Consider the following 25,836-nt stretch of genomic DNA (forward strand, 5'->3'; position numbering starts at 1 on the left):
GGAGACGGTTTCTTCGGGGGAATCAGCCACCCAGGCTCTTTTCGTTCAGGCCGCCCGCGAGGACGTGGGCGTGCACATGGAAGACGGTCTGACCGGCGCCCTCGCCGGTGTTGAAGATCAGACGGAAGTCGCCGTCGGAGTGCTCGGCGGCGACGGAGTTCGCGAGCCCGATGACCTCGGTGAGCAGGTCGGGGTCGCCCGCGGCCAGCTCGACGACGTTGCGGTATTGCTGCGTCTTGGGGATCACCAGCAGGTGCACCGGCGCCTGGGGCGCGATGTCGCGGATCGCGAAGGCGTTCTCGGTCTCGGCGACGATCTCGGCGGGGATCTCGCCCTGCAGGATGCGCGTGAAGATCGACGGCTCGCTCATGGCATCCATTCTAGTGAGGGCCTCCGACATCGAGGCGGGGCCGTTGCGCCGAGGCGCGGCCCGGATCACCAGCGCCCGTGCGCCGCCGACAGCACCGAGATGGCCGCGGCCCCCGCGGTGGAGGTGCGCAGGACCGTGTCGCCCAGGCGTACGAGTCGGGCGCCGGCATCGGCCAAGGCCGAGAGCTCCTCTGGCGCGATGCCGCCCTCGGGGCCGACCACGAGCACGACGTCGCGCCCGCGGGAGCCTTCCGTCGCGACGGACGTGAGACGGTCGGATGCCGAGGGCTCCAGCACCAGCACGAGCGAGGTCGCGGCGAGACGCACGAGGTCGGCCGTGCGGGCCACGCCCTCGACCTCGGGGATCCAGGCCCGGTGCGCCTGCTTGGCCGCTTCGCGGACGATCGTTCGCCAGCGGGCGAGGCCCTTGTCGGCCTTGGCATCCCAGCGCGAGACGCTGCGCGAGGCCTGCCAGGGCACGATCGCGTCGACGCCGAGCTCGGTCGCCGCCTGAACGGCGAGTTCGTCGCGGTCGCCCTTGGCCAGGGCCTGGACGAGCACGAAGCGCGGCGAGGGTCCGGGGATGACCTCCCGCCCCGTCACCCGTACCTCGACCTGCTTCGGCGACGCCGCGGTGACGACACCCGTGAGCCACGCTCCGCGACCGTCGCCCAGTGTCACCCCCTCGTCGACGCGCACGCGCCGCACGGCGGCGGCGTGGTGCGCCTCGGCGCCGGTCAGCACGACGGAGTCGCCCGCGTGCGCGTTCCCGGCGTCGTCGGTGACGAAGTGCAGCACCACGGTCAGTGCCGGAAGCGGTCGCGGAACTTGCTGAACATGCCCTGCTGGTGCTCGGCAAGCCGCGGCTTGGGGGCCTTCGTGCGCTTGGCGAACTCCTCGATGAGGGCGCGCTCCTTGTGGTCGAGACGCGTGGGGGTCACCACATGCACGCCGACGCGCAGGTCGCCGCGCTGACTTCCGCGCAGCGGCGTGATCCCGCGGCCCTTGATGGTCAGGACGTCGCCCGATTGCACGCCCGGGCGCACCTCGAGGTCGACGCTGCCGTCGAGGGACTCGATCGACGTGTTCGTCCCGAGAATGGCATCCGGCATCGACACCTCGAGGGTCGCGACGAGGTCGTCGCCCTCGCGACTGAAGGCCTCATGCGCTTCGACCGTGATCTCGAGGTAAAGGTCGCCGTTGGGGCCGCCGGCAGGACCGACCTCGCCCGACCCGGGCAGCTGCAGACGCAGGCCCGACTCGACACCGGCGGGGATGTCGACCGAGACCGTGCGGCGCGCACGAACGCGGCCCTGACCCTGGCACGTCCCGCACGGGTAGGGGATGGTGGTCCCGTGACCCTGGCAGACGCTGCAGGGGGCACTGGTGACGACGTTCCCGAGCAGGCTGCGGACCGTGCGCTGCACGTGGCCGGAGCCGTGGCAGATGTCGCACGTGACCTCGCTGGTCCCGGGCTGCGTGCACGCGCCCTGGCACGTCTCGCACAGCACGGCGGTGTCGACCTCGAGGTCGCGGTGGGTGCCGAACACGACGTCGCCGAGGTCGAGGGTCACGCGGACCAGGGCGTCTTGGCCCCGCTCTCGACGCGACCGCGGACGCGGACCCCGTCCGCCGCCGCCCTGGCCGCCCCCACCGAAGAACGTCTCGAAGATGTCGCTGAACCCGCCGAAGCCGGCCGCTCCCCCGCCGCCGAAGGGGTTCTGGTCGCCGCCCATGTCGTACCGGCGGCGCTGCTCGGGGTCGCTCAGCACGTCGTAGGCGTGAGTGACCAGCTTGAAGCGCTCGGAGGCGTCTTCTCCGGGGTTCACGTCGGGGTGCAGCTGGCGTGCCAGTCGGCGGTACGCCTTCTTGATGTCTTCGGGGCTGGCATCGCGTTCGACGCCCAGGACCTCGTAGTGGTCAGCCACAATCGCCTTCCTGTCCGCTTGCGCGGGGTCGTTCTCGGGTGGGGTGCTCGCGGGATTCGACGTCAGCGAGACGCGTCGTCGTCTTCGAGCATCCGGGTCAGATAGTGCGCGACGGCACGGACCGCCGCGAGGTTGGAGGAGTAGTCCATGCGGGTGGGACCGAGCAGCCCGACGCGGGCCCCGCCGGTGGATCCGTCGTAGCGGCTGGCGAGCACCGAGGCCTCGATGAGTCCGAACGGCTCGTTCTCACGACCGATGCTCGCTGACAGCCCCTTCTCGTCGGCCACCATCTCGCTCATGAGACGCAGGAGCGTCACCTGCTCTTCGATCGCCTCGAGCAGCGGGTAGATGCTCCCGCGGAAGTCGGACTCGCGCTTGGCGAGGGTCGCGGCGCCGGCCATGACGAGGCGATCCTGACGGAACTCCTCGAGCTCCTCCCCCACGATGCGCAGCACCGCGTCGGCGAGCACGTCCAGCGTGACACCCGGGCGCGGCCCGTCGGTCAGCACGGCTTGCACCTGCTGCGAACTGTCGGCGACGCTGCGCCCGACGAGCAGCGCGCCGACGCGAGCGCGCAGCTGCACGATGTCGGTCTCGCCGGGTTCTGCGGGCACGAGGGCGATGCGCTGCGAGACCCGGCCCGTGTCGGTCACCAGGATCACCAGCACGCGCGGGCCGCCGAGGGCGACCAGTTCGACGTGACTGACATTGGCGCGGGCGAACGACGGGTACTGCACGATCGCGACCTGTCCGGTCAGCTGCGTGAGCGCGCGGACGGTGCGGGCGAGCAGGTCGTCGAGGTCGCCCGCTTCGTCGAGGAACGACGTGATGGCGCTGCGCTGTGCTCCCGAGAGCGGGCGGAGCTCGGCGAGGTGATCGACGAAGACGCGGTATCCCTTGTCGGTGGGGACGCGCCCCGACGAGGTGTGCGGGGCGACGATGAGCTCTTCGTCCTCGAGCAGGGCCATGTCGTTGCGGATGGTCGCCGCCGACACCCCGAAGGCGTGTCGATCGACGATCGCCTTGCTGCCGACGGGTTCGCGCGTGTCGACGTAGTCCTGCACGATCGCACGGAGCACCTGAAGGCCACGTTCCGACACCATGAGCTGCTCCTCCCGTCTGGCACTCGCATCTGCGGAGTGCCAATTCTACGGGATCGCCTCGGCACGGTGCCGGGCGGCTCGCGGAGTCGCCCTGCGGCGCGTCGTTCAACGCCCGAGAGCCCCTCATCGAGGTCGGCACGCGAGCACCGGAACGAACTCGTCCGCCGGCCGCGTCGCCGGTCAGACCGTGAGCGCCCGGACCACGGCATCCGCCAGGAGTCGTCCCCGCAGCGTCAGCACGATGCGCCCGTGAACGGCATCCCGGCCCTCGATCAGACCGTCGGCGATGAGGGATGCCACGGCCTTCCGCCCTTCGCCGAGGATCTCGGACACGGCCAGACCCTCGCGGATGCGGCTGCGCAGCAGCACCGACTCCAGCCGGCGCGCGGTCTCGTCGGGCCGCTCGCGCGCGGCCGCGGGCGATTCGATCGCGGCCAGGCGTTGGGCGTACGCGGCGGGGTGCTTCACGTTCCACCAGCGGAGCCCCGCGACGTGGCTGTGCGCGCCCGGCCCGAAGCCCCACCAGTCGGTCCCCCGCCAGTAGGCGAGGTTGTGACGCGAGCGGTGCGCGACGTCGCGCGACCAGTTCGACACCTCGTACCAGTCGTATCCGGCGGCGGCGAGCAGGTCATCGGCCAGCTCGTACATGTCGGCTTGCAGGTCGTCGGAGGGCTCGGCCACGACCCCGGAGCGGATTTGGCGTGCGAGCTTCGTGCCGTCTTCGACGATCAGGGCGTACGCCGAGATGTGGTCGGGTTCGAGGGCCACAGCGGCCTCGAGGGAGGCACGCCAATCGTCGAGCGATTCTCCCGGCGCGCCGTAGATGAGGTCGACCGAGACGTCGAGACCCGCGCGGCGGGCCGCGGTGACGGCCGTGGCGACGTTCGCGGGATCGTGGGTGCGGTCGAGGGCGGCGAGCACGTGCGGCCGGGCCGACTGCATGCCGATCGACAGGCGGGTGACACCGGCGTCGGCGAGAGTGCGGGCGACCGTGTCGTCGACGGTGTCGGGGTTGGCCTCGACGGTGACCTCGGCCCCGTCGGCGATCCCGAAGTCCGAGCGGACCGCGTCGAGCATGCGCGCCAGGTCGCCCGGCGGCAGCAGGGTGGGCGTTCCTCCGCCGAAGAAGACGGTGGATGCCGCGCGGCGGCCACCCGCGGCATCCATCACTCCCCCCGCCAGACGCACCTCGGCGGCCAGCGTGTCGGCGAAGTCGTCTTGGCGGGCGCCGCGCAACTCGCTGGCGGTGTAGGTGTTGAAGTCGCAATAGCCGCACCGCACCCGGCAGAACGGCACGTGCAGGTAGACACCGAAATCGGCGGTCGGGTCGATCTCGAGGTCGGCGGGCAGGTGTCCGTCGGCGGGGGCCGGGTCTCCGAGCGGGAGCGGACCACCCATCAGGACGAGTACAGCGGCGAGATCGCGCGCAGGTAGCGGGCGAATAGCGCCTTGCGCCGACGGCGCACGCGGCTCGAGAACAGGCGGTACGACGGGGCCGTCGGGCGGTCGAAGGCGCGCACGACGAACCACACCTCGTCGTTGTCGCGCCACTCCACCGCGAACAGCTCTTCACCGCTGACGATCGAATGTCCGACGGTGCCGAGGATGAAGCCCACGCGACGGGGCTCTTCAAAGACCGAGATCACGCGCAGCTCGGCGTCGGCGCGGTGGCCGTCGACCTTGCCGTGCAGGCGCACGCCGGTGCCGGGGCTGACGAACGGCGTTCCGTCGGCGGCGAAGCGCTGCTCGGCCTCGAGGCTGCTGGGCGCGACGGGAGCACCGTCGGCGTCGAAGCCGACGCCCGAGTAGCCCTCACCCGACGCCGGGCGCACGTCGCTGATGCTCAGTTCGCCGGTGCGCAGGGGCGCCCACGACAGCAGGAGCTCTCCGGCCGCGGCGAAACGCTCCTCGCCGCTGCCGATGCGCCAGGCGTCTTCTGCCGGCAGCGAGTTCTCGGGCGGGTACTGCATCAGATCGTGCGCCTGAGTGGCTCCGACAGCCGCGTAGTCGACCGTGTCATCGGTGAAGTTCTGCCTGCGCATGGTTCACCCCTCTCGGTGTGGTGCGTTACTTCTTGGTCTCGACGTCTCCCGACAGGGCGGCGATGAACGCCTCCTGCGGAACCTCCACGCGGCCCACCATCTTCATGCGCTTCTTGCCCTCTTTCTGCTTTTCGAGGAGCTTGCGCTTTCGGGTGATGTCACCGCCGTAGCACTTGGCGAGGACGTCCTTGCGGATGGCGCGGATCGTCTCGCGCGCGATGATGCGCGCACCGATCGCGGCCTGGATGGGAACCTCGAACTGCTGGCGCGGGATGAGCTTGCGCAGGCGCTCGGCCATGAGCGTGCCGTAGGCGTACGCCTTCTCGCGGTGCACGATCGAGCTGAACGCGTCGACCTTGTCGCCCTGCAGCAGGATGTCGACCTTGACCAGATCGGCGGTCTGCTGGCCGGCGGGCTCGTAGTCGAGACTCGCGTAGCCCTGCGTGCGGCTCTTGAGGTGGTCGAAGAAGTCGAACACGATCTCGCCGAGGGGCATGTGGTAGCGCAGCTCGACGCGGTCTTCGCTGAGGTACTCCATGCCGAGCAGCGTGCCGCGGCGCGTCTGGCAGAGCTCCATGACCGTGCCAACGTAGTCCTTGGGCAGCAGGATGCCGACCTTGACGATCGGCTCCGACACCGAGGCGACGCGGCCGTCGGGGTACTCGCTCGGGTTGGTGACGGACACCGTCTCGCCGGTGTCGGTCGTGACCTCGTACGTCACGGACGGAGCGGTGGTGATGAGATCGAGACCGAACTCGCGCGAGAGGCGCTCGGTGATGATCTCGAGGTGCAGAAGGCCGAGGAAACCGCAACGGAAGCCGAAGCCGAGGGCGACCGAGGTCTCGGGCTCGTACTGCAGCGAGGCGTCGGAGAGCTTGAGCTTGTCGAGAGCCTCGCGCAGCTCGGCGTAGTCGCTGCCGTCGATCGGGTAGATGCCCGAGAAGACCATGGGCTTCGGGTCGGTGTAGCCCGGCAGCGCGTCGGTCGCGGGCTTGCGGTGCGTGGTGATCGTGTCGCCGACCTTCGACTGGCGCACGTCTTTCACGCCGGTGATGAGGTAGCCGACCTCGCCCACGCCGAGACCCTTGGTGGGGACGGGCTCGGGGCTCGAGACGCCGATCTCGAGGGCCTCGTGCGTCGCGCCGGTCGACATCATCTGCAGGCGCTCGCGCGGCTGCAGGGCACCGTCGATCATGCGGACGTAGGTGACCACGCCGCGGTAGGCGTCGTACACGGAGTCGAAGATCATCGCGCGGGCCGGAGCGTCGGCCCTGCCGACGGGGGCGGGGATCTTCTCGACGATCAGGTCGAGCAGCTCTTCGACGCCCATGCCGGTCTTGCCGCTGACGCGCAGCACGTCGGCGGGGTCGCCGCCGATGAGACCGGCGAGCTCGGCCGCGTACTTGTCGGGGTCGGCGGCGGGAAGGTCGATCTTGTTCAGCACCGGGATGATCGTCAGATCGTTCTCGAGCGCGAGGTAGAGGTTGGCGAGGGTCTGCGCCTCGATGCCCTGAGCCGCGTCGACGAGCAGGATCGCTCCCTCGCACGCCGCCAGCGATCGGCTGACCTCGTACGTGAAGTCGACGTGACCGGGCGTGTCGATCATGTTCAGGGCGAACGTGCCGTCACCGGTGCCCCACGGCATCCGCACCGCCTGCGACTTGATCGTGATACCGCGCTCGCGCTCGATGTCCATGCGGTCGAGGTACTGCGCCCGCATATCGCGGTCGCTGACGACGCCGGTGATCTGCAGCATGCGGTCGGCCAACGTTGACTTGCCGTGGTCGATGTGAGCGATGATGCAGAAGTTGCGGATCTGCTCCGGCGGAGTGGCAGACGGCTCGAGGGGCTTCAGGGCGCGCGGTGACATGTTCCGTCGATTCTACGGTGGTGCGCCGACATCGCCGTCCCCGGAGGCTCGGCACCACGGCATCCGGAGGCTTTTACAGTGGATGCCATGGCGGTCCAGGTCGTGCTCGTGCACGGCATCCGCACGTCCGCCACGATGTGGCGGGCGCAGGTCGCGCATCTGCGACAGCGAGGCACCCCGGTCACCGCGGTCGACCTGCCGGGGCACGGAACGCGCCGCGACCAGGCCTTCACGCTCGACGGGGCGTTCGTGACGATCGATGACGCGGTACAGGATGCCGCGACCCGCGGTCCCGTGCTGCTGGTGGGGCACTCCATGGGCGGGCTGTTGTCGATCGAGTACGTCGGCGCCGCGCCTCGTCCCCCGGTCGCCGGGTTCGTCGCGGCATCGTGCACGTCGCTGCCCCGCGGCATCGGGCTGGCGGCCTACCGCTTCTTCACGCGGCGTTTCGATAGCCTCCCCGATCGCGGTCTGGGACTCACGAACCGCGTGCTCGACCGCACCCTCCCTCCCGAGACGCGGCCCGACTTCGGCGCCGGCGGCTACGCCTTCGACGCGCAGGACACGGCCCTGTCGTCTCTCGCGGAGCTCGACATCGTGGCATCGCTTCGCCGGATCGATGTGCCCCTGTGGTTCGTGAACGGGCAGTGGGATCAGCTCCGCATGAACGAGCGGATGTTCCTCGCCGTCGCCCCGCACGCGGAGCTCATCGTGGTTCCGCGCACGACGCATCTCGTCACGGCGATGCGTCCGCGAGTTTTCAACGCGCTGCTGGAGGTGGCGCTCACCACGATCGAGGCATCGACCTGATAGACTCGGTCCTTGGCTTGCGTGTGGGGTTTTTCCCGACCTCCACGATCGCCGGTGCAGCGCCCCTCTACCGCTCGCCCGGCACATCCCATACTCACTCAAACGAAAGACCGTCGACGTGGCGAACATCAAGTCGCAGATCAAGCGCAACAAGACCAACGAGAAGGCGCGCGAGCGCAACAAGGCCGTCAAGAGCGAGCTCCGCACGCACGTGCGTCGCACCAAGGAGGCCGTCGTGGCCGGTGACAAGGAAGCGGCCCTCAAGGCGCTCGCCACCGCGACCAAGAAGCTCGACAAGGCCGTGAGCAAGGGTGTCATCCACCAGAACCAGGCCGCGAACCGCAAGTCGGCCATCGCGAAGTCGGTCGCCGCTCTCTGAGCCGCAGCTCTTCTCGACAGCCCGTCCCGCATCGCGGGGCGGGCTTCGTCGTTCTCGGAGTGGGGTGACCTCTGCGCACGGTCCGCGTGCGCAACCGGCGCGGCAAGCGAAGCCTCTTCGGTTGCCGCTCAGCCCCCGTAGGGCGCGCGGGTGGCGATGATGGTGATCATGCGCTCGAGGGCGAACACGGGGTCTCTCGACGCGCCCTTGACCTCGGCGTCGGCTCGAGCCGTGGCATGGATCGCCATGCCGAGCGTGTTGCCGGTCCAGCCGACGAGGTCGCGGCGGGCGCGGTCGACCTGCCAGTCCTTCATGCCCAGGCGCTGAGCGAGCATCGACGACGACTCGCGGGTGCCCGCCACGCGCGCCATGGTGCGGAGCTTCATGGCGACCGCGGCGACGAGAGGCACGGGATCGGCCCCGGATGCCAGCGCGTGTCGCAACGCGAGCAGGGCGGGGCCGTACTGCCCGGCGATGGCGGTGTCGGCCACGGTGAAGGCAGAGGTCTCGACGCGCCCCCCGTAGTAGCGCTCGACGATCCGCTCGTCGATGTCGCCGGGGACGTCGGAGATGAGCTGCTGGCATGCCGCGGCCAGCTCGGTGAGGTCGTCGGCGAAGGCCGAGACCAGCGACCTGAGGGCGACGGGGGCGATGCGCTTCTGCGCGGCCTTGAACTCGCCGACCGCGAAATCGAATCGGTCGGAGTCGCGTTTGACCGCGGGGCAGGCGATTTCGATGCCGCTGCCCTGACCCGCGCGGATGCCGTCGAGCAGCTTCTTGCCGCGAACGCTCGCTCCGGTGTGGCGCAGGACGACCGTCGCGCCGTCCTGCGGGTGGGCGAGGTACGACACCGCCTCGGTGAGGAAGGTGTCGCTGCATTTCTCGACGCCGCTGACGCGGACGAGTCGGGGCTCGCCGAACAACGATGGCGACGTGACGCTGAGCAAGGTGCCGGCGGCGTAGTCGTCGGCCCGGATGTCGGTGACCTCGAGGCTCGGGTCCTCGCTCTTGAGCATCGATCGGATGCCTGCGATCGCGCGCTCGGCGCAGACCTCTTCGGGGCCCGAGACCAGAACGATCGGCGCGGGCTGAGGGGAACGCCACGACACCTGCGGAATGGCCGACTTCGCCTTGGCGGGGGCGGAGCGTCGGGGAACCGGAGTCACTCCCCCAGCCTACCGACCGGCTCCGACATCGCCGGTCGGGTCGCGAGCCCCTTCCCCCGTCCCCGCGCGCTCGCGCCACAGGGTGAGTCTCCCCTCTTCGTCGAGCCAGACCGCCAGCGCACCGTCCCGATCGGTGCGCGCCGCAGTGCTTCCCAGAGCCGCCAGGATGTCGAGGAGCGTCGCGGTCGGATGCCCGTAGTCGTTGTCGGCACCGACCCCGATGAGCCCGACCGCCGGGTGCAGCGCCCGGTACAACGCGGCATCCTGGTCGGCACTGCCGTGGTGGGAGACCTTCACGACCTGCACACGCGGAACATCGATCCGCCGTCGGAGGGCGGACTGCGCCTGCTCGCCGAGGTCGCCGAGTAGCACCGTGCGAGGAAAGCTCGCGCCGGCGACGTCGAGGGCGACGGAGGCGTCGTTTCCGGCCTCGGCGTTCGGGGCGGGACCGAGCGCCTGCCACCGCGTGCCGCCGAGTGTGCCCGTCATGCCGATCGTCGCCTTCTGCAGGTGCGCTCCGGCGTTCGAGAACCGGTCTAGGAGTCGTCGGTCGGCCGCCTCATCGGGCGGCCCGTGCACCACGAGATCGACCCGCCCCATCACCGCCGCGGACCCGCCGACGTGGTCGAGGTCGAAGTGCGTCAGGACGACGAGGGCGAGATGGTCCACCCCGAACGTCTGCAGGCACCGGGTCAGTGCCTCGGGTTCGGGTCCCGTGTCGACCAGCGCCACGGCGTCTCCGGACCGCCAGAGCGTCGCGTCGCCCTGACCGACATCGCACATGGCCACCTGCCACGCCGCGGGCACGGTGAGGGGCCCCGCGACGGTGCGTACCGCCGTCTGCCCCAGGACGAGGCCGACGACCACGGCGACGGCGGCGGATGAAATCGCGGTGATCCGGGGCAACCGGCGCGGTCTGACGACGGCGATGCTGACCGCCGCGCCGACGCCGGCGAGCAACGCCGCCCCGACAAGACCGTCGGGCCACGGCAGGTTCTGGGCCGACACCGCCGTGGTCGTGTGCGCGACAGCCGCGATCCACGCGGCCGGCACCCAGGCGAGGGCCGTCAGACCGTCCCTCAGCCAGGGAAACGGGGCGATGCAGGCGAGGGCTCCCGCGATCGTGGCGGGCGCCGCAGCGGGGTCGGCGACGAGGTTGGCCGCGACACCGAGAAGGGGAACGTGCGGGTCGATGAGGACGATCAGCGGGCCGCAGACGAGCTGGGCCGACGTGGGCACCGCGAGGGCGAGGGCGAGGGCGCGCGGCATCCATCGCTCCAATCCGCCGGCCAGGGGGCGCGCGAGCACGAGGAGGGCCCCGGTCGCTGCGGCCGAGAGGGCGAAGCCGAGCGAGCGGGAGAGCCACGGGTCCACCATCAGCAGAATCGTCACCGCGAGGGACAGGACGGCCACGCCGATCGCCGGTCGCCCGAGTGCGAGCGCGAGCATCGCCACTGCCGCCATCGCGGCCGCGCGGATGACGCTCGGCTCGGGGGTCACCAGCGCGACGAACGCCGCCAGCACCAGCATCGCCCCCATCACCCTCCCGCCGCGGGACGCACCGCACAGCGCCAGCAGGGCGAACGCCGCACCCACGACGATCGCGCAGTTCGCCCCCGACACGGCCGTGAGATGCGACAGCGACGAGGCGTTCATCGCGGCCTCTGTGTCGGGGTCGAGGCTCGTCGTGTCACCCACGGCGAGCCCCGGCACCAGACCCGCTCCCGGCTGGGGCAGGCCGCGGGTCGAGGCGACGAGGCCGTCGCGCAGTCCCTCGAAGAACGCCCACACGCCCGCCGGGGTCGAAGCCGACTCGACGGAACTCGTCCGGACGACGAGGGCGGCGCGCTCCCCCGGGTCGGAGAGGACGGCTCGCCCCCTCAGCCGCACCTCGCTGCCCATGCTCGCCGCTTCCAGCGCCGACCGTCCCTCGGCATCGACGAGGATCCGCGCGGGGACCCTCCCCGTGACGGCGAGAGCGCCCGCGCGCACCCGCGTGGCGACGGCGTCGAACCACGCGCCGCCGTCAGGAGAGCCGTCGATGCGCCCGGTGACGGTGACCTCCAGCTCGAGGTGGCGCCCTCCGTCGGCCTCGAGGGCGGCGATCTGCGCCCGCGTCGATCCCGCCGTCGCCACGGTCCCCGCCGCCGCGGCCGAGCAGGCGAGCGCGACCGCGACGATCGCGAGCACCGCCGACCGCCGCCACGCGAGCGCGGTGGTCGCGCACGCAGCGAGGGCGAGGACCACCGCGAGCGGGGTGGGATCCGAAATCATCGTGCTCGCACCCGCGGTCGCCCAGGTCGCCGCGGCGACCGAGACCGCCCGAAGGGATCGGCGGCGCGCGCCGGGACGCCCCCTCACACGCGCACCAGGTCTCGGATGCCCGCGAGCATCTTCTCCCCGATCCCCGGCACCGAAAGCAGATCGTCCACGCTCGTGAAACGACCGTTCGCTTCGCGCCACGCGAGGATGCGGTCGGCCATCGCCGGCCCGATGCGCGGGAGCTCGTCGAGCTGCTCGCGCGTCGCGGTGTTCAGGTCGAGCGCGCCACCCGTGCTGCCGCCGCCGCCCGAGGCGGGTGAAGCAGCCTCTGCCCCGACCACCGGGACGACGATCTGTTCACCGTCGGCCACGGGCCTGGCGAGGTTGACCCCGTCGCGTTGCGCGTCGTCGGCGAAGCCTCCCGCCCGGGCGATCGCGTCGGCGACCCTGTCACCGGCATCGAGCCGGTACAGCCCGGGCTCGCGCACCGCTCCCGCGACGTGGACGTACAGTCCCGCCTCTGCGGGCAGGGCGGCGGAAGACGTGGAGGGGGATGCCGTTTCGTCGACGATCTCGGCACCGGTGGCGCCCCGCAGCATGCCGATGCCGATCGTCACGGCGAAGGCGAGCAGCACCAGGACGATGACCGCGCCGATGCCGAGGCGCGCTCGCGGGGGAAGAGCGCTCGGGAGTGGATTCGCAGCGTCGCGCTCCTCCGGTTCCGTGCCACCCGCGTTCGACGGGGAACGGGACTGCTTCATCGACGCTCCCCGCATCACCGTGCGCTGCGACTCCTCGCGATGGGAGGAAGAGGACGGTTCGGTCACGCCACGACGCTAGGCACCGAGGCTGCCGTCGCGCGGCGCGAGATCGCTCTTTCGTGGACAGCCGGAAGGATCCCCGCGCTGTGCAGAACCCGCATCTACCCTGGAGCGATGTCTACGAACACGTGGCGCGCCGTGATCTCAGCCCTCGCCGACGATCGCGCACGCGACGTGTACGCGCGGATCGTGCTCGCCCAGCCGGTCGATGAAGCCCTCGACGCCCTGTCACCCGGAAAGCGTCGACGCGTCCTCGACACGCTGCTCTCGGCAGGGCTCATCTCCCCTGACGGCGCAGGATGGCGAACCGAGCCCGAGGTATTCCGCGACGCCCTCCGCTCCGCACCGGCCGCGCCCCGCGCGGCGGGCGTCGACCGCTTCTTCGTCGACGGCCGCCTCACGGTCTACCCCTCTCGAGCCGCCGACCGCGACGCCGTGCTCCTCCACATCGTCGGGCGAATGAGCGAGCCGGGCGAGATCCTCACCGAACGGGCGGTCAACGACCGGTTGGCGGCGATCGTCGACGACGTCGCGGCGATGCGCCGGTATCTGGTCGACGCCGGGCTCCTCGAGCGCTCCCGCGACGGCGGCGCCTACTCTCGCGCCCGCTGACCGCTCCGCGCGCACTCACCTCGCAACGTTTCGGCGAGGCGCACGTCTCTTCGAGCGCCGCGCCTCCACACGGTCAGAAGACGCCGGATGCCACGCCCCCGCACTCCGCAGAGCGCCGGTGGCGTGGCATCCGGAATCAGAGAACCTACTTCGTCGAGAAGCTGACCACCTTCGGCGGGCGCACGACCGCGCGCACGATCTCGCGGTCGCCGAGCGCGCGCAGCACCTTCTCGTCGGCGCGGGCCATGGCCTCGAGTTCGTCGGCGCCGATCTTGGCCGAGACCTCGAGCGTGCCGCGCACCTTGCCATCGATCTGAACGACCGCGGTGACGGTGTCCTCGACGAGCAGCGTGGGGTCGGCCTGGCGCCAGGTCGCGAGCCCGACGAATCCGTCGTAGCCGAGCGTCGCCCACATCTCCTCGGCGGTGTGCGGGGCGAACAGGTCGAGGGTCATCGCGATGACCTCGGCGGCCTCGCGCACGGCGGGGTCGCTCGCACCGGGCTTGCCGTCGATGGCCTTGCGGGTGGCGTTGACCAGCTCCATCAGGCGCGCGACGACGACGTTGAACTTCGTCTGCTCGACGAGGTTCGCGGCATCGGCCAGCAGGCGGTGCGTCACTCGGCGCAGCGACGCGTCGCCCTCGGCCCAGACCACGTCGGTCTCGCTGTCGACGTCGTGCGCGATGCGCAGGGCACGGGCGAGGAACTTCGCCGCACCGGTGGTCGAGACGTCGTTCCAGTCCTTGTCGTCCTCCACCGGGCCCGCGAACGCCAGGGCCACGCGCAGGGCGTCGGCGCCGTGGGCGTCGAGCTCCTCCTGGAACAGCACCAGGTTGCCCTTGCTCTTCGACATCTTCGTGCCGTCGAGGATGACCATGCCCTGGTTGATGAGGCTCGAGAACGGCTCGGTGAACTCCACCAGACCCATGTCGAACAGCGCTTTGGTGATGAAGCGCGCGTACAGCAGGTGCAGGATCGCGTGCTCGACGCCGCCGATGTAGAAGTCGACGGGGCCCCACTTGTTCGCCTCGCGGGCCGAGAACGCCTCGGTCTCGCTGTTCGGCGAGAGGAAGCGGAGGTAGTACCACGAGCTGTCGACGAACGTGTCCATCGTGTCGGGGTCGCGCAGCAGCGTCTGGCCCGTCTCGGGGTCGGTCACCTGCACCCAGTCGGTGGCCGCGCCGAGGGGCGAGGTTCCCTTGGGCTTCAGGTCGAGCCCCTCGACCGAGGGCAGCGTCACCGGCAGCTGGTCGGCGGGAACGGGCGTGATCGAGCCGTCCTCGCCGTGCAGCATCGGAATGGGCGTCCCCCAGTAGCGCTGACGCGAGATGAGCCAGTCGCGCAGGCGGTACGTCTTGGCGGCGCGGCCGACGCCCTTGGCCTCGAGCTCCTCGATCATGCGGGCGATCGCGTGACGCTTCGAGAGCCCGTTGAGCGAGCCCGAGTTCATCATGCGACCGTCTCCGGTGAGCGCGATGCCGGTCTTGACGGGATCCAGGTCGTCGATGTCGCCGAGCGGGTCGATCGGCACGCCCTCGTCGTCGAGCTCGATCACCGGGATCGCGCCGGTGATCGGCGCGGTCGTGTCGACGACCACCTTGACGGGCAGGTCGAAGGCGCGGGCGAAGTCGAGGTCGCGCTGGTCGTGCGCGGGTACGGCCATGACCGCGCCGTGACCATAGTCGGCGAGCACATAGTCGGCGGCCCAGATGGGCAGCTTCTCGCCGTTGACCGGGTTGATCGCGTAGTGGCCCAGGAACACGCCGGTCTTCGGGCGGTCGGTCGCCTGGCGCTCGATGTCGGTCGCGCGCTGCACCTGAGCGAGGTAGGCCTCGAAGCTCTCGCGCAGACCCTGATCAGCGGATGCCGCGAGCTCGGCGGCCAGGTCGGACTCGGGGGCCACGACGAAGAACGTTGCGCCGTGCAGGGTGTCGGGGCGCGTGGAGAAGACCGTGATCTTCTCGTCGCGACCTTCGATCTCGAACGCGATGTCGGCGCCGACGGAACGGCCGATCCAGTTTCGCTGCATCTGGATGACCTTGCTCGGCCAGAAGCCTTCGAGCTGGTTGAGGTCGTCGAGCAGGCGGTCGGCGTAGTCGGTGATGCGCAGGAACCACTGCGTCAGCTTCTTCTTGACGACGACGGCGCCGCTGCGCTCGCTGGTGCCGTCGGGCAGCACCTGCTCGTTGGCGAGCACGGTCTGGTCCACCGGGTCCCAGTTGACCAGGGCGTCCTTGCGGTAGGCGAGGCCCTTCTCGTACAGCTTCTGGAACAGCCACTGGTTCCAGCGGTAGTACTCGGGGTCGCTCGTGTGCAGGACGCGGCTCCAGTCGAACGAGACGCCGTAGTCCTTCAGGCTCGCCTTCTGCTGGGCGATGTTCGCGTAGGTCCACTCGACGGGGTCGGCGCCGCGCTTGATGGCGGCGTTCTCGGCGGGCAGGCCGAACGAGTCCCACCCGATGGGGTTGAGCACGTTGTACCCGCGGTGGCGCCAGAAGCGCGCCACGATGTCGGAGTAGAGGTAGTTCTCGGCGTGACCCATGTGCAGGTCGCCCGAGGGGTACGGGAACATCGCGAGCACGTACTTGCGAGGGCGCGTGTCGTCGTCGCCACCGGCGCGGAACGGGTCTTTCTCGGCCCAAGCCTGCTGCCACTTCGCCTGGATGGCGTGGGTGTCGAAGCCCCCCTCGCGGGGGTCTGGTGCGGAGTTCTGAGACACGGATGAAGCCAATCGTGAAGGTCGGGAGGCCGCGGGGGCCAACCTCCAGGCTATCGGACGCGCAGGTCACCACCCGGGCGGGACCTCGGCTCCCAGGGCCGCCAACGGAGCCCGGGCCTTGATCCCCACTTCGGCGACTTCGGATGCCGCGACCGAGCGCCACGTAATGCCGCCTCCCGCCCCGACCCAGGCGGCATCCTGCTCCACGACGACGCTCCGGATGACCATCGCGAGATCCGCCGCCCCGTCGTCGCCGATCCAGCCGAAGGCTCCCGAATAGATCCCCCGTTCCTCCCCTTCGAGCCCGGCGAGGATGTGCATCGCGGACTGCTTGGGCGCGCCCGTCATGCTCCCGGCGGGGAACGCGGCATCGAGCAGCCCGCCGATCGTGGTGCCCGGCACGAGCCGCCCCGACACCTCGCTCAGCAGTTGGTGCACGGTGGGATACGTCTCGACCTCGAGCAGCCGGTCGACCCCGACCGTCGAGGGGTCGCACACCCGGGAGAGGTCGTTGCGCATGAGGTCGACGATCATGACGTTCTCGGCCTGCTCCTTGGGGTCCGCTCGCAGGTGCTCGGCGAGCGCCCGGTCGCGGTCCGGGTCGGTCGAGCGAGGACGCGTGCCCTTGATGGGGTGGGTGTGCACGCGACCGTCGCGCACCTCGAGGAAGCGCTCGGGAGACGAGCTGACCAGGGTGGTGCCGCCGATGCGGATGAGACCCGCGTGGTGCGAGGCCGAGGCCTGCCGCAGCCGGCGGAACACGGCGACCGCGTCGTGCCGCCCGGGCACGGTGAAGCGGGTGGTGAGGCACAGTTGGTACGCGTCGCCCTCGCGGATCCGCTCGCGACAGGCGCCGATGAGGTCGGCGTACCGCTCGGGCTCCACTCGGCCGGATGCCATGCCCCGGGGCTCCGCCGCGCCCACGGTCACCGGGGGCGGTGCGCCCGCGACCCGCGCGGCGAGGTCGGCGTCGCCGAAAACGTGGACGCGGCGGCGGGCGTGGTCGAATGCGACGAGGGCCGCGACGCGCAGCCAGGCGTCCCGTCCTTCGTACGAGCGCCAGCCGACCCAGCCGCCACGGAACGGGCCGCTGTCATCCGTGGGTCCGCCGGCGGGTGCGGCATCCCTCTGCAGGGGTGCTGACGCGTCGTCGAGGCGACCCGAGCCCATCCAGCTCCACCCCGTCGGCGCCTCGCGTCCGGCGTCCAGCCAGAACGCGTCCCCGCCCGTCGCGAACACGTGCAGGAAAGCCGCCTCGGGGTCGACCCACCGCGGCAGGGTGAACGGAGGGGCGGAGTGGGGCACGCTCTCAGGCTAGAGCGGGGATCCGGCCCTAGGCTGACGGAGGTGAACGAGATCCTCACCTGGTTGCTCGACGTCGTCCAGAACGTCGACCCCGTGCTGCGCACGATCATCGCCGGGATCGCGGTCATGCTCGAGACCAGCGTGCTCGTGGGGCTGGTCGTCCCGGGCGACACGATGGTCATCGTGGCCGGCACCGCCGTCGCCTCCCCGGTCGAAGGGGTCGTGCTGGCCGCGGCGATCGTGGTGGGCGCGCTGCTCGGTGAGAGCCTCGGGTTCTGGCTCGGTCGCTACTTCGGTCCGCGTATCCGCGCCTCGCGCCTCGGGCAGAAGCTCGGCGAACGCAACTGGGAGCGGGCCGACCGGTACCTCCGTCGTCGCGGCGGACCCGCGATCTTCCTGTCGCGCTTCCTCCCCGTGCTGCACTCGCTCGTTCCTCTCACGGTCGGAATGAGCGGCTACAGCTATCGCCGCTTCCTCGCCTGGACCACCCCCGCGTGCGTCGTGTGGGCGAGCCTGTACGTCACGGTCGCAGCATCCGCTGCGGGGACGTACCGCGAGCTGTCCGACCGCATCCACGGTGCGGGGTACATCTTCGTCGGCATCCTCGTCGCCTTCATCGTTCTGGTCTTCGTCGGCAAGAAGATCATCGAGCGGCTCGAACGTCGCCATCTCGCGGACGAGACCGCTCCTCTCGAACCGGTGGACGGTGACGTGAAAGACTGAGGGCGATGCCTCGTTCCCCTCGCGCCAAAGTGCTCTGGTTCGCCCGACTCGAGCGCCGTTTCCACCGCTGGCGCGAACGTCGAGCGCGCGCCCGCGGACTGCGTCCCGCCGTCACGGGTTTCCCGGGGTACGGGACCGAGGAATGGGTCCGCGTGCTGGGCCGCGTGCTCATCGCCCCGCCGATCAAGCGCACGTCGACGGGTGAGTTCGCGAGCTTGCGCGGGTGGCGAAGCTTCGCGGCCGTGCCGGTCGGCTTCGGACAGGTCGACGTCACGATCGACGGCGTCACGCATCGTGTGGTCGCCGACCGCGGTGGAGTGATCGACGCCAAGCTCCCCGCGACGCTCAGCCCCGGCTGGCAGAGCATCACGATGTCGGTCGAAGGCAGCGAGCCGGCCGAGACGCGCGTGTTCATCGTGGGGTCCGACGTGCGCTTCGGCGTGGTGAGCGACATCGACGACACCGTCATGGTGACGCTGCTCCCCCGCCCCCTGCTCGCCGCGTGGAACTCCTTCGTCGTCGACGAGCACGCGCGACAGCCCGTCCCCGGGATGGCGGTCATGCTCGAGCGCCTCACGCGCGAACACCCGGGAACACCCGTGGTCTACCTGTCGACCGGTGCCTGGAACGTCGCGCCCACGCTCACCCGCTTCATGCGCCGCCACCTCTTCCCCGCCGGGTCGTTCCTGCTCACCGACTGGGGGCCGACCCACGACCGGTGGTTCCGCAGCGGCCGAGAGCACAAGGAGCAGAACCTCCGACGCCTGGCCGCGGAGTTCCCCGACGTGAAGTGGCTCCTGGTCGGCGACGACGGCCAGCACGACGACGCGATCTACACCGGCTTCGCGATCGAGCACCCCGAGAACGTCGCGGCCGTCGCGATCCGGCGACTGCTCCCCGCCGAAGCGGTGCTCGCGGGTGGGCGGACGGTCGTCGACGACCACTCCGCCGCCGAAGTGCCCTGGGTGACGGCCTCGGACGGCGCGGGTCTCCTCGAGCGGCTGCGCAGCACGGGCGTCATATCCAACGAGGCCTGATCCCGGATGCCGCGGCCTCGGTGCGTCCGGCGTAACGTCAGCGATTCGCGCAAAGTCAGCGGCATCCCGCGCCTCACGGCTGAGGATGCGCGGAACGCTGAGGATGTGCGCGGAGGCCATCGAGCGCGAGGCCCGATGTCGGAGGTGGCGCGTACGGTGGAAGCATGTGCGGTCGTTTCGTCGTAGCCAATGTGGCCTCCGAGCTCGTGGGGGTGCTGCGCGTCGACGTCGAGGCCGACGAGCTGCCCCGGCCTTCGTACAACATCGCCCCGACGTCGCAGGTCGGCATCGTGCTCGACTCGATCAAGAGCGAGCCCCCGGTCCGCCGGCTCGAGGTCGCGCGCTGGGGGCTCATCCCGGGGTGGGCGAAAGACGTCAAGATCGGCGCACGGGCCTTCAACGCGCGGTCCGAAGAGGTCGAAGACAAGCCCATGTTCCGTAACGCCCTCATCAAGCGACGCGCCGTGATCCCGGCATCCGGCTACTACGAGTGGAAGACCACCGACGAGGGCAAGACGCCCCACTACATCCACCCCGCCGACGGTTCGCCGCTCTTCTTCGCGGCGCTCTACGAGTGGTGGAAGAACCCCGCCCTCGCCGACGACGACCCCGCCCGCTGGGTGCTGAGCTGCACGATCCTCACGCGCGATGCGATCGGACGACTGGGCTCCATCCACGATCGCATGCCGCTGTTCATGGATCCCGACTTCGCCGACGCCTGGCTCGACCCCACGACCGAGAACGTCGGAGACGTCCTCGACGCGGCCATCGACGCCGCGCCCGACATGGCCGAGACGCTCGACGACCACGTGGTCTCGGCGGCGGTGGGCAACGTCCGCAACGACTCCCCCGACCTCATCGAGCCGGTCGAGTGACCCTGGTCGCGACCCGAACCGTCCTGACGCGCGCGGAGTGGACGGACGCCGCCGAACAGCACGCGCATCGCGCTGACGCGCTCACCGCCGATCACCGCGCCCGCGCGAGCCGCGCGCAGAAGCATCCCGTCGAAGACTTCCTCTTCACGTACTACTCGTACAAGCCCGCCATCCTGCGGCGGTGGCACCCGGGTCCCGGGGTCGTGCTCGAAGGGGCCGACGAACGCGCCGCGTGGAGGTGGTATCGGGCCGAGCCCGAGGGCATGCGAGTGGATGCCGAACGCTTCCGTACCGAGAAGGGTTCGATGTACCGCGGCATCGTCAACTTGCTGCGCGCCACCCTCGATCGACCCGCGAAGTTCAGGTGCTTCGGTCTGCACGAGTGGGCGATGGCCTACCGCGCCGACGAGGTGCGGCACGCCGTGCCCCTGCGCCTTGGTCGCGACGGCACCGACGCGGTGGTCGACGCCCACGACCTCACGTGCACGCACTTCGACGCGTTCCGCTTCTTCACGCCCGAGGCCGTCCCGCTCAACCGCACCTCCCTCAGTCGCGACGACCAGGTGGCGAGGGAGCAGCCGGGCTGTCTGCACGCGGGGATGGACGTCTACAAGTGGGCGGTGAAGCTCGGGCCCCTGGTCCCTGGGTCGGTGCTGCTCGACGCGTTCGAGCTCGCGCGCGACATCCGCGCGCTCGACATGCAGGCCTCGCCCTACGACCTGACCGACTGGGGGTACGCGCCGGTGGCGATCGAGACCCCCGAGGGTAAAGCCGAGTACGTCGTGCGCCAACGCGCGTTGAGCGAGCGCGGGCAGGCCCTTCGACGGGCGGTCGTTTTCGCGGCAACAGAAGCGGGCGACACGCCCGACGGCGCCGATTTCTTGCCTCCGCGATCTGTGTTGTAAGCTCATGGAGTTGCCTCAAACGGGGCGGAAAACAAAAAACGGGCCTGTGGCGCAGCTGGTAGCGCACCTGCATGGCATGCAGGGGGTCAGGGGTTCGAGTCCCCTCAGGTCCACCACGAGAGAAAGCCTCCGCTTCGGCGGGGGCTTTCGTCTTTTCCGGAGACGGCCTGTCCCGGTGGGCGGAGCTCACGGCATCCTTCCCCTCCGCACAACTTCGGCGATTCGCACACCCTCAGCCCGAAGGCGAGGGATGCCACCGATTCTGCGCGGATCGCTGAGGTCACGCCGTGCGCCGGGCACGCGGCATCCCTCGACAACCGCCTCACCGGGCACGCGCACGGAGAAGGGCGCCTCCCCTCGACGGAGAAGGCGCCCCTCATGGAGGTGTCAGCGGGACGACACCGTCTCGCGGGACTTCGCCTCGTGCGTCTCGCGCATGACCAGCTCGTCGTCGAGCCAGTTGGGCGCCTTGTTGCGAAGGGCGAAGATGTAGACCGCGAGCGACGCCGCGATGATGACCGTGACGTACACGATGAACATCGGCACCTGCGAGGTCGACTGCGCTCCGGCGTACAGCAGGGGCGCCGTGCCGCCGAAGAGCGAGTTGGCCAGCGCGTACCCGAGGCCGACGCCCAGGGCTCGCACGTGCGTTGGGAAGAGCTGCGCCTTCACGAGCGCGTTGATCGAGGTGTAGCCGGTCAGGATGACGAAGCCGCCGAGCAGGATCGCGAAGGCGGCGAACTCGTTGGTCTGCTGCGGGAGCATCGTGATGAGGAACCACGTGTAGAGCACGCCGCCGACGCCGAAGAAGACGAGCAGGGACTTGCGACCGACCTTGTCGGACAGCCAGCCGCCCAGCGGCTGCATGAGCATGAGGGCCGTCAGCGCGATGAGATTGATCACGGTACCGGTGACGACATCGCCGCCCGAGAACGCGGTCTTGACGATGTTCGGCCCCGTGACCGAGTACGTGTAGAAAGCGACGGTGCCGCCGGCCGTGACCGCGAAGCACAGCAGGAGCGGGCGCCAGTTGTTGACGAGCAGATCGCGCATCGAGCCCGAGTCCTTCGCGCGGCCCGCCTTGTTGTCGTCGAGCACGTGCTTCTCGAGGGATTCGTCCATCGTGCGGCGCATCCAGAACACGGCCACGGCGGCGACACCGCCGATCGCGAAGGCGACGCGCCAGCCCCACGCGGTGATGGCCTCGTCATCGAGGGTGAGCACCATGATCAGCAGCGTGGTCTGTGCGAGCACGTGACCGCCGACGAGGGTGACGTAGTGGAACGACGACAGGAAGCCGCGGCGACCGGGCATGGCGGCCTCGGACATGTAGGTCGCGCTCGTGCCGTACTCGCCTCCGGTCGCGAAGCCCTGAACGAGACGGGCGAAGACGAGGATGATGACGGCACCGACGCCGATCATCTCGGCCGTGGGGGCGAAAGCGATCACCAGCGAACAGAACGCCATGAGCGACACCGACACCGTCAACGACAGACGGCGACCGTGCCGGTCGGCGAAGCGGCCGAAGAACCACGAGCCGATCGGCCGCATGAGGAAGGTGACGGCGAAGATCGCCCACACGTAGATGGTGGAGTTCTTGTCGTCGGAACTGAAGAACTGCGACTCGAAGTACACCGCGAACACGGAGTAGACGTAGACGTCGTACCACTCCACGAGGTTGCCGGCCGAGCCTTTGAGCGTGTTCGAGATCGAACGCCGCAGACTCGTGGGGATCGTCGTCGTCGTTGACATGAGGAATCCGATCGGTCGAGGGACGTTGGTCGTCTCGTCACCGCTGGCGGAAGAGGCCTCCGGCAGCGGTGACGAGGCGTATCGGCCATCGTTGCTGCCGCCGGCGCCGCCGGGCGAGATCCTTACAGTCGCCTTACATTCGTGGGCCGCGAGGCCGCGGAGCCTGTGCCTACGATGGAGCATGCACGTACTCGTCGCCGAGGACGACGGCTCCGTCGCCGCGGCCCTCGTCTCGGCCCTCGGCCGCGCCGGTCACACGTGCACCCGGGTGTCACGCGGCAGCGATGTGCTCCTCCGTCACCGAGACGCACAGGCGGTGCTCCTCGACCTCGGTCTCGAGGATCGCGATGGACTCGATGTGCTCCGCGACCTGCGCGAGGTCACCCAGATCCCGGTGATCGTCGTGACAGCGAGAGGCGACGAACGCTCGACGGTCCGCGCGCTGTCACTCGGCGCCGACGACTACCTGGTCAAGCCCGTGCGTCTGCACGAACTCCTCGCCCGACTGATTGCCGTCACACGCCGGTACAGCCCGCCCGAGGAGCCGATGCGCGTCGAGACCTCCCAGGTGTCGATCGACGTCGACGCCCGCCGCGTCCGCGTCGCACACCGCGAGGTGTCGCTCACGCCCAACGAATTCGGCATCCTGCTGTCCCTCGCCCGTCGCGCGGGGACCGTGGTGAGTCGCCGGGTCATCCTCGACGAGGTGTGGGGCGACGCGTACGCGGCGTCGTCGCGATCGTTCGACGTGCACATGGGCCAGGTGCGGCAGAAGCTCCCCGAGGTCACGATCACGACGGTCCGCGGGTTCGGATACCGCCTCGAGGATGCCGGGTGAAGCTGCGCGTCCTGCTCCCGTTGCTGGTCTTCGGGCTCATCGCCGTGATCGCGGTGCTCATCCCCGTCGCCCAGTCGATCGCCGACTCGCGGACGCAGCAGGTCGCCCTGCAGCGCCAGGCGTCGCTCGATCAGGTCGTGCAGCGCGCCCGAACGGCTCTCGTGCAGGGCGGGACATCGAGCCTGCAGACCTACGTCGACCGGTTCCACGCGGTGTACGGCGAGGCCGTGCTCGTGCTCGACGAGAGCGGTGACGCGGTGGCCTCGGCCGGGGGCCTCTCGCCCGACGTCGATGTGCGCTCCATCGCCGGGGCGGCGTCGCGGGCCATCCCGCAGGTGTCTCTTCCGCGCGTCACCCCGTGGGCGCCGGACACCGCACTGGTCGCCGTCCCCGTCATCGCCGCGGGCGATCTGTCGACCGGTGTGGTGGTGATCGAGGTCGACCTCGCACGCGCGAAGGCCGATGTCGGTGCCGCGTGGGCGCTCGTGGCGGTCGTCGGCTTCCTCCTGCTCTCCGCGCTCATGGGGGCATCGTTGCTGTGGACGCGGTGGATCCTGCGGCCGGTGCGCGCCCTCGATTCGGCGGTCGCGGCGCTCACCGCCCACCGCGAGCCCGTTCCCCTTCGTCCGACCGGGCCGCCCGAGCTCCGCCGGCTCAGCCGGGCGTTCACGACCATGACCGACGAGGTCGAGAACACACTCGAGCAGCAGCGCGGCTTCGTGGCCGACGCGTCGCACCAGTTGCGCACTCCCCTGGCCGCCATCCGCTTGCGCGTGGACTCGCTCCCCCGGGATCCGGATGCCGCTGACGACCTTGCCGCGGTCGACCACGACCTCGATCGGCTGGAGCACACCGTCGAACGCATGCTGACACTCGCGAACGCCGAGCACCGGGCCTCGGCCTCGCGGCAGGGGTACGACGCCGCGCGCGACGAGGGGGCGGAGCGCGAGTGCCGGGTGTCGGCATCCGAGCTCGGGGATCTGCACCGGTGGCGGCTCGACGAGGCGGGCGTGACGCTGGAGGACGCGGACGACACGGTCGTCGCGGTGCCGTGCGGCCGAGCGGACCTCGACGAGATGGTGCAGGTACTGCTCGACAACGCCGCCAACTACGCCGGGCGAGGAGCCCGTGTGGGTCTGACCCTGGACGACGACGGTGAGGGCGTGACACTGCGCGTCGACGATTCGGGCGCGCATCTCGCCGACGCCGACCTCGAGAGCATGGGCACCCGGTTCTGGCGCGCGGGCGCCCACCGGTCGACACCGGGGACCGGCCTGGGCCTGGCGATCGTCGCCGAGCTGATGCGGGCGGCCGGCGGCACCCTGCACCTCGAGCGCTCGGCCAGGGGCGGCCTCGCCGCGCGACTCGAGTGGAGGCGGCGGTGACGGCTCTGACCCGACGCGCATTCTTCTCGGTCGTCGCGGGTGCCGGCGCCCTCTCGCTCGCCGCGTGCTCCACGCCCGCATCGACGCCCCTCGTCCTCGGCTGCGGCGAGCCGGGCGGCAGCTACCTCGAGTTCGGTCAACTGCTCGCGGCCGCGACCGCGTCGTCGACCGCGGTCTCGGTCTCGCCGCTGCAGAGCGAGGGCAGCATCGACAACCTCCGTCTTCTGCGGGAGCGCCGCGTGGACCTCGGGCTCTCGCTGGTGGATTCGGCAGCGGATGCCGCGGACGACATCGTCGCGATCGGACGCGTCTACCAGAACTACCTGCAGTGCATCGTGCGCGCGGACGCGGGGATCTCGCGGCTCGCCGACCTGGCGGGGCGCACGGTGTCGCTCGGCGCCCCGGGGTCGGGCGCTGCGGCGACGGCGAGACGGGTGCTCGACGCCTCCGGACTCGACCCGTCGAGCGGCGCGGGGCCCCGGACGGTGGAACGCACGTTCCGCGGTGCCGTCGACGATCTCGCCGCGGGACGGATCGACGCGTTCTTCTGGTCGGGCGGGGTGCCGACCCCGCAGATCGCCGCCCTCGCCGAGCAGGTCCCGGTCTCGGTGATCGACACGACCCCCGCTCTCGCGGCGCTCAGCGCGCGGTTCCCGGACGTGTACGCCGCCACGACGATCCCCTCCGGCGTCTACGGCGCCACCAGGGCCGTCCCCACAATCGGCGTCGCGAACCTCCTGCTCGCGCGCGCCGACCTCGCCGATTCGCTCGCTCGCGCCCTCGTCGACGCACTCATCGACGACGCCCCCGAGCTCGTTGCGCCCGATGCGCTCGGCATCCAATATCTGACGCCGGCGAGTCTCATCGACACCTCGCCGATCGCCCTGCACCCGGCCGCCGAGCTCCGGTACCGCGAGCGGTACGGCTGAGCACGC

23 protein-coding genes and 1 tRNA gene are annotated in these 25,836 nt (G+C 70.4%); 11 read left to right on the forward strand and 13 right to left on the reverse strand.

The annotated features are described in order from the left end of the window. Positions 1–22: 22 nt before the first annotated feature. The 7 genes from BLS25_RS07945 to lepA form a co-directional block, all read right to left on the reverse strand. The gene (locus tag BLS25_RS07945) at positions 23–370 is read right to left on the reverse strand and encodes an HIT domain-containing protein (protein ID WP_056232343.1); all 348 of its coding nucleotides are present in this window, start codon (positions 368–370) and stop codon (positions 23–25) included. A 65-nt stretch (positions 371–435) separates the two neighbouring features. Next, positions 436–1,170 (reverse strand): 16S rRNA (uracil(1498)-N(3))-methyltransferase, encoded by a 735-nt coding sequence (locus BLS25_RS07950; protein WP_056231246.1) that lies wholly within the window; start codon positions 1,168–1,170, stop codon positions 436–438. 2 nt (positions 1,171–1,172) lie between these two features. Then, the gene (gene dnaJ, locus BLS25_RS07955) at positions 1,173–2,297 is read right to left on the reverse strand and encodes a molecular chaperone DnaJ (RefSeq protein WP_074695014.1); all 1,125 of its coding nucleotides are present in this window, start codon (positions 2,295–2,297) and stop codon (positions 1,173–1,175) included. Between the two features lie 62 nt (positions 2,298–2,359). Beyond that, entirely contained in the window at positions 2,360–3,400 is a 1,041-nt protein-coding gene (gene hrcA / locus BLS25_RS07960) for a heat-inducible transcriptional repressor HrcA (RefSeq protein ID WP_056231235.1), read from the reverse strand. Positions 3,401–3,580: 180 nt separating this feature from the next. Continuing rightward, positions 3,581–4,798 carry a radical SAM family heme chaperone HemW gene (gene hemW / locus BLS25_RS07965; protein ID WP_074695015.1) on the reverse strand — a complete coding sequence of 406 codons (1,218 nt, stop codon included), beginning with the start codon at positions 4,796–4,798 and terminating at the stop codon, positions 3,581–3,583. Continuing rightward, positions 4,798–5,442 (reverse strand): DUF1990 family protein, encoded by a 645-nt coding sequence (locus BLS25_RS07970; protein WP_074695016.1) that lies wholly within the window; start codon positions 5,440–5,442, stop codon positions 4,798–4,800. Before BLS25_RS07970 ends, hemW begins: the two co-directional genes overlap by 1 nt. 25 nt (positions 5,443–5,467) lie before the next feature. Continuing rightward, positions 5,468–7,312: a translation elongation factor 4 gene (lepA, locus tag BLS25_RS07975; protein WP_056231225.1), complete on the reverse strand. Its 1,845-nt coding sequence runs from the start codon at positions 7,310–7,312 to the stop codon at positions 5,468–5,470. 87 nt (positions 7,313–7,399) lie between these two features. Between lepA and BLS25_RS07980 the strand changes: the two genes are divergently transcribed. Together BLS25_RS07980 and rpsT are read left to right on the forward strand one after the other, a co-directional pair. Then, the gene (locus tag BLS25_RS07980) at positions 7,400–8,122 is read left to right on the forward strand and encodes an alpha/beta fold hydrolase (RefSeq protein WP_074695017.1); all 723 of its coding nucleotides are present in this window, start codon (positions 7,400–7,402) and stop codon (positions 8,120–8,122) included. Positions 8,123–8,240: 118 nt separating this feature from the next. Next, a complete protein-coding gene (gene rpsT, locus BLS25_RS07985) occupies positions 8,241–8,501 on the forward strand; it encodes a 30S ribosomal protein S20 (RefSeq protein ID WP_056231218.1) in 261 nt (86 codons plus the stop codon). A 128-nt stretch (positions 8,502–8,629) separates the two neighbouring features. Here the strand turns inward: rpsT and holA are convergent, their stop codons facing one another. The 3 genes from holA to BLS25_RS08000 form a co-directional block, all read right to left on the reverse strand. After that, complete coding sequence (gene holA, locus BLS25_RS07990; RefSeq protein ID WP_074695018.1) at positions 8,630–9,667, reverse strand: DNA polymerase III subunit delta; 1,038 nt, start codon at positions 9,665–9,667, stop codon at positions 8,630–8,632. A gap of 9 nt (positions 9,668–9,676) precedes the next feature. Next, positions 9,677–11,941: a ComEC/Rec2 family competence protein gene (locus tag BLS25_RS07995; RefSeq protein ID WP_074695166.1), complete on the reverse strand. Its 2,265-nt coding sequence runs from the start codon at positions 11,939–11,941 to the stop codon at positions 9,677–9,679. 83 nt (positions 11,942–12,024) lie between these two features. Beyond that, a complete protein-coding gene (locus tag BLS25_RS08000) occupies positions 12,025–12,756 on the reverse strand; it encodes a ComEA family DNA-binding protein (protein WP_326493365.1) in 732 nt (243 codons plus the stop codon). Between the two features lie 108 nt (positions 12,757–12,864). Between BLS25_RS08000 and BLS25_RS08005 the strand changes: the two genes are divergently transcribed. Then, positions 12,865–13,362: a DUF2087 domain-containing protein gene (locus BLS25_RS08005; protein WP_074695019.1), complete on the forward strand. Its 498-nt coding sequence runs from the start codon at positions 12,865–12,867 to the stop codon at positions 13,360–13,362. 145 nt (positions 13,363–13,507) lie between these two features. Here the strand turns inward: BLS25_RS08005 and leuS are convergent, their stop codons facing one another. After that, a complete protein-coding gene (gene leuS / locus BLS25_RS08010) occupies positions 13,508–16,081 on the reverse strand; it encodes a leucine--tRNA ligase (protein WP_143017866.1) in 2,574 nt (857 codons plus the stop codon). A gap of 66 nt (positions 16,082–16,147) precedes the next feature. Continuing rightward, the gene (locus BLS25_RS08015; RefSeq protein ID WP_074695020.1) at positions 16,148–17,386 is read right to left on the reverse strand and encodes an anthranilate synthase component I family protein; all 1,239 of its coding nucleotides are present in this window, start codon (positions 17,384–17,386) and stop codon (positions 16,148–16,150) included. Positions 17,387–17,428: 42 nt separating this feature from the next. On the opposite strand from BLS25_RS08015, the gene BLS25_RS08020 reads away from it, so the two are divergent. From BLS25_RS08020 to BLS25_RS08040, 5 genes are all read left to right on the forward strand, one after another. Beyond that, the gene (locus BLS25_RS08020) at positions 17,429–18,109 is read left to right on the forward strand and encodes a DedA family protein (RefSeq protein ID WP_074695021.1); all 681 of its coding nucleotides are present in this window, start codon (positions 17,429–17,431) and stop codon (positions 18,107–18,109) included. Positions 18,110–18,114: 5 nt separating this feature from the next. Continuing rightward, positions 18,115–19,146, forward strand: a complete 1,032-nt coding sequence (locus BLS25_RS08025) for an App1 family protein (RefSeq protein ID WP_056231197.1) — start codon at positions 18,115–18,117, stop codon at positions 19,144–19,146. Between the two features lie 164 nt (positions 19,147–19,310). Further along, positions 19,311–20,021: an SOS response-associated peptidase gene (locus BLS25_RS08030; RefSeq protein WP_056231192.1), complete on the forward strand. Its 711-nt coding sequence runs from the start codon at positions 19,311–19,313 to the stop codon at positions 20,019–20,021. Continuing rightward, entirely contained in the window at positions 20,018–20,926 is a 909-nt protein-coding gene (locus BLS25_RS08035; protein WP_074695022.1) for a 3-methyladenine DNA glycosylase, read from the forward strand. Before BLS25_RS08030 ends, BLS25_RS08035 begins: the two co-directional genes overlap by 4 nt. A 40-nt stretch (positions 20,927–20,966) precedes the next feature. After that, positions 20,967–21,042, forward strand: a tRNA-Ala gene (locus tag BLS25_RS08040). A 271-nt stretch (positions 21,043–21,313) separates the two neighbouring features. Here the strand turns inward: BLS25_RS08040 and BLS25_RS08045 are convergent. After that, the gene (locus BLS25_RS08045; protein WP_074695023.1) at positions 21,314–22,678 is read right to left on the reverse strand and encodes an MFS transporter; all 1,365 of its coding nucleotides are present in this window, start codon (positions 22,676–22,678) and stop codon (positions 21,314–21,316) included. A gap of 181 nt (positions 22,679–22,859) precedes the next feature. Here BLS25_RS08045 and BLS25_RS08050 point away from each other — a divergent pair, with 181 nt between their 5' ends. From BLS25_RS08050 to BLS25_RS08060, 3 genes are read left to right on the forward strand one after another with little or no spacing between them, the layout of a single operon-like run. Further along, positions 22,860–23,516: a response regulator transcription factor gene (locus BLS25_RS08050; protein WP_056231182.1), complete on the forward strand. Its 657-nt coding sequence runs from the start codon at positions 22,860–22,862 to the stop codon at positions 23,514–23,516. Then, a complete protein-coding gene (locus tag BLS25_RS08055; protein ID WP_074695024.1) occupies positions 23,513–24,901 on the forward strand; it encodes a sensor histidine kinase in 1,389 nt (462 codons plus the stop codon). The genes BLS25_RS08050 and BLS25_RS08055 overlap by 4 nt, the downstream gene beginning before the upstream one ends. After that, positions 24,898–25,830, forward strand: coding sequence for a TAXI family TRAP transporter solute-binding subunit (locus BLS25_RS08060; RefSeq protein ID WP_176786336.1), 933 nt, complete (start codon positions 24,898–24,900; stop codon positions 25,828–25,830). The genes BLS25_RS08055 and BLS25_RS08060 overlap by 4 nt, the downstream gene beginning before the upstream one ends. The last annotated feature ends 6 nt before the right edge of the window (positions 25,831–25,836 follow it).

Source organism: Microbacterium testaceum StLB037 (assembly GCF_900104345.1).
Classification (GTDB): domain Bacteria; phylum Actinomycetota; class Actinomycetes; order Actinomycetales; family Microbacteriaceae; genus Microbacterium; species Microbacterium testaceum_A.

Excerpts from the sequence above, each read along its gene's own strand:
- BLS25_RS07945 (WP_056232343.1), bottom strand. The coding sequence starts at position 370 with ATGAGCGAGCCGTCGATCTTCACGCGCATCCTGCAGGGCGAGATCCCC.
- hrcA (WP_056231235.1), bottom strand. The coding sequence starts at position 3,400 with ATGGTGTCGGAACGTGGCCTTCAGGTGCTCCGTGCGATCGTGCAGGAC.
- hemW (WP_074695015.1), bottom strand. The coding sequence starts at position 4,798 with ATGGGTGGTCCGCTCCCGCTCGGAGACCCGGCCCCCGCCGACGGACAC.
- BLS25_RS07970 (WP_074695016.1), bottom strand. The coding sequence starts at position 5,442 with ATGCGCAGGCAGAACTTCACCGATGACACGGTCGACTACGCGGCTGTC.
- lepA (WP_056231225.1), bottom strand. The coding sequence starts at position 7,312 with ATGTCACCGCGCGCCCTGAAGCCCCTCGAGCCGTCTGCCACTCCGCCG.
- BLS25_RS07980 (WP_074695017.1), top strand. The coding sequence starts at position 7,400 with ATGGCGGTCCAGGTCGTGCTCGTGCACGGCATCCGCACGTCCGCCACG.
- BLS25_RS07995 (WP_074695166.1), bottom strand. The coding sequence starts at position 11,941 with ATGATTTCGGATCCCACCCCGCTCGCGGTGGTCCTCGCCCTCGCTGCG.
- BLS25_RS08005 (WP_074695019.1), top strand. The coding sequence starts at position 12,865 with ATGTCTACGAACACGTGGCGCGCCGTGATCTCAGCCCTCGCCGACGAT.
- BLS25_RS08025 (WP_056231197.1), top strand. The coding sequence starts at position 18,115 with ATGCCTCGTTCCCCTCGCGCCAAAGTGCTCTGGTTCGCCCGACTCGAG.
- BLS25_RS08030 (WP_056231192.1), top strand. The coding sequence starts at position 19,311 with ATGTGCGGTCGTTTCGTCGTAGCCAATGTGGCCTCCGAGCTCGTGGGG.
- BLS25_RS08045 (WP_074695023.1), bottom strand. The coding sequence starts at position 22,678 with ATGTCAACGACGACGACGATCCCCACGAGTCTGCGGCGTTCGATCTCG.
- BLS25_RS08050 (WP_056231182.1), top strand. The coding sequence starts at position 22,860 with ATGCACGTACTCGTCGCCGAGGACGACGGCTCCGTCGCCGCGGCCCTC.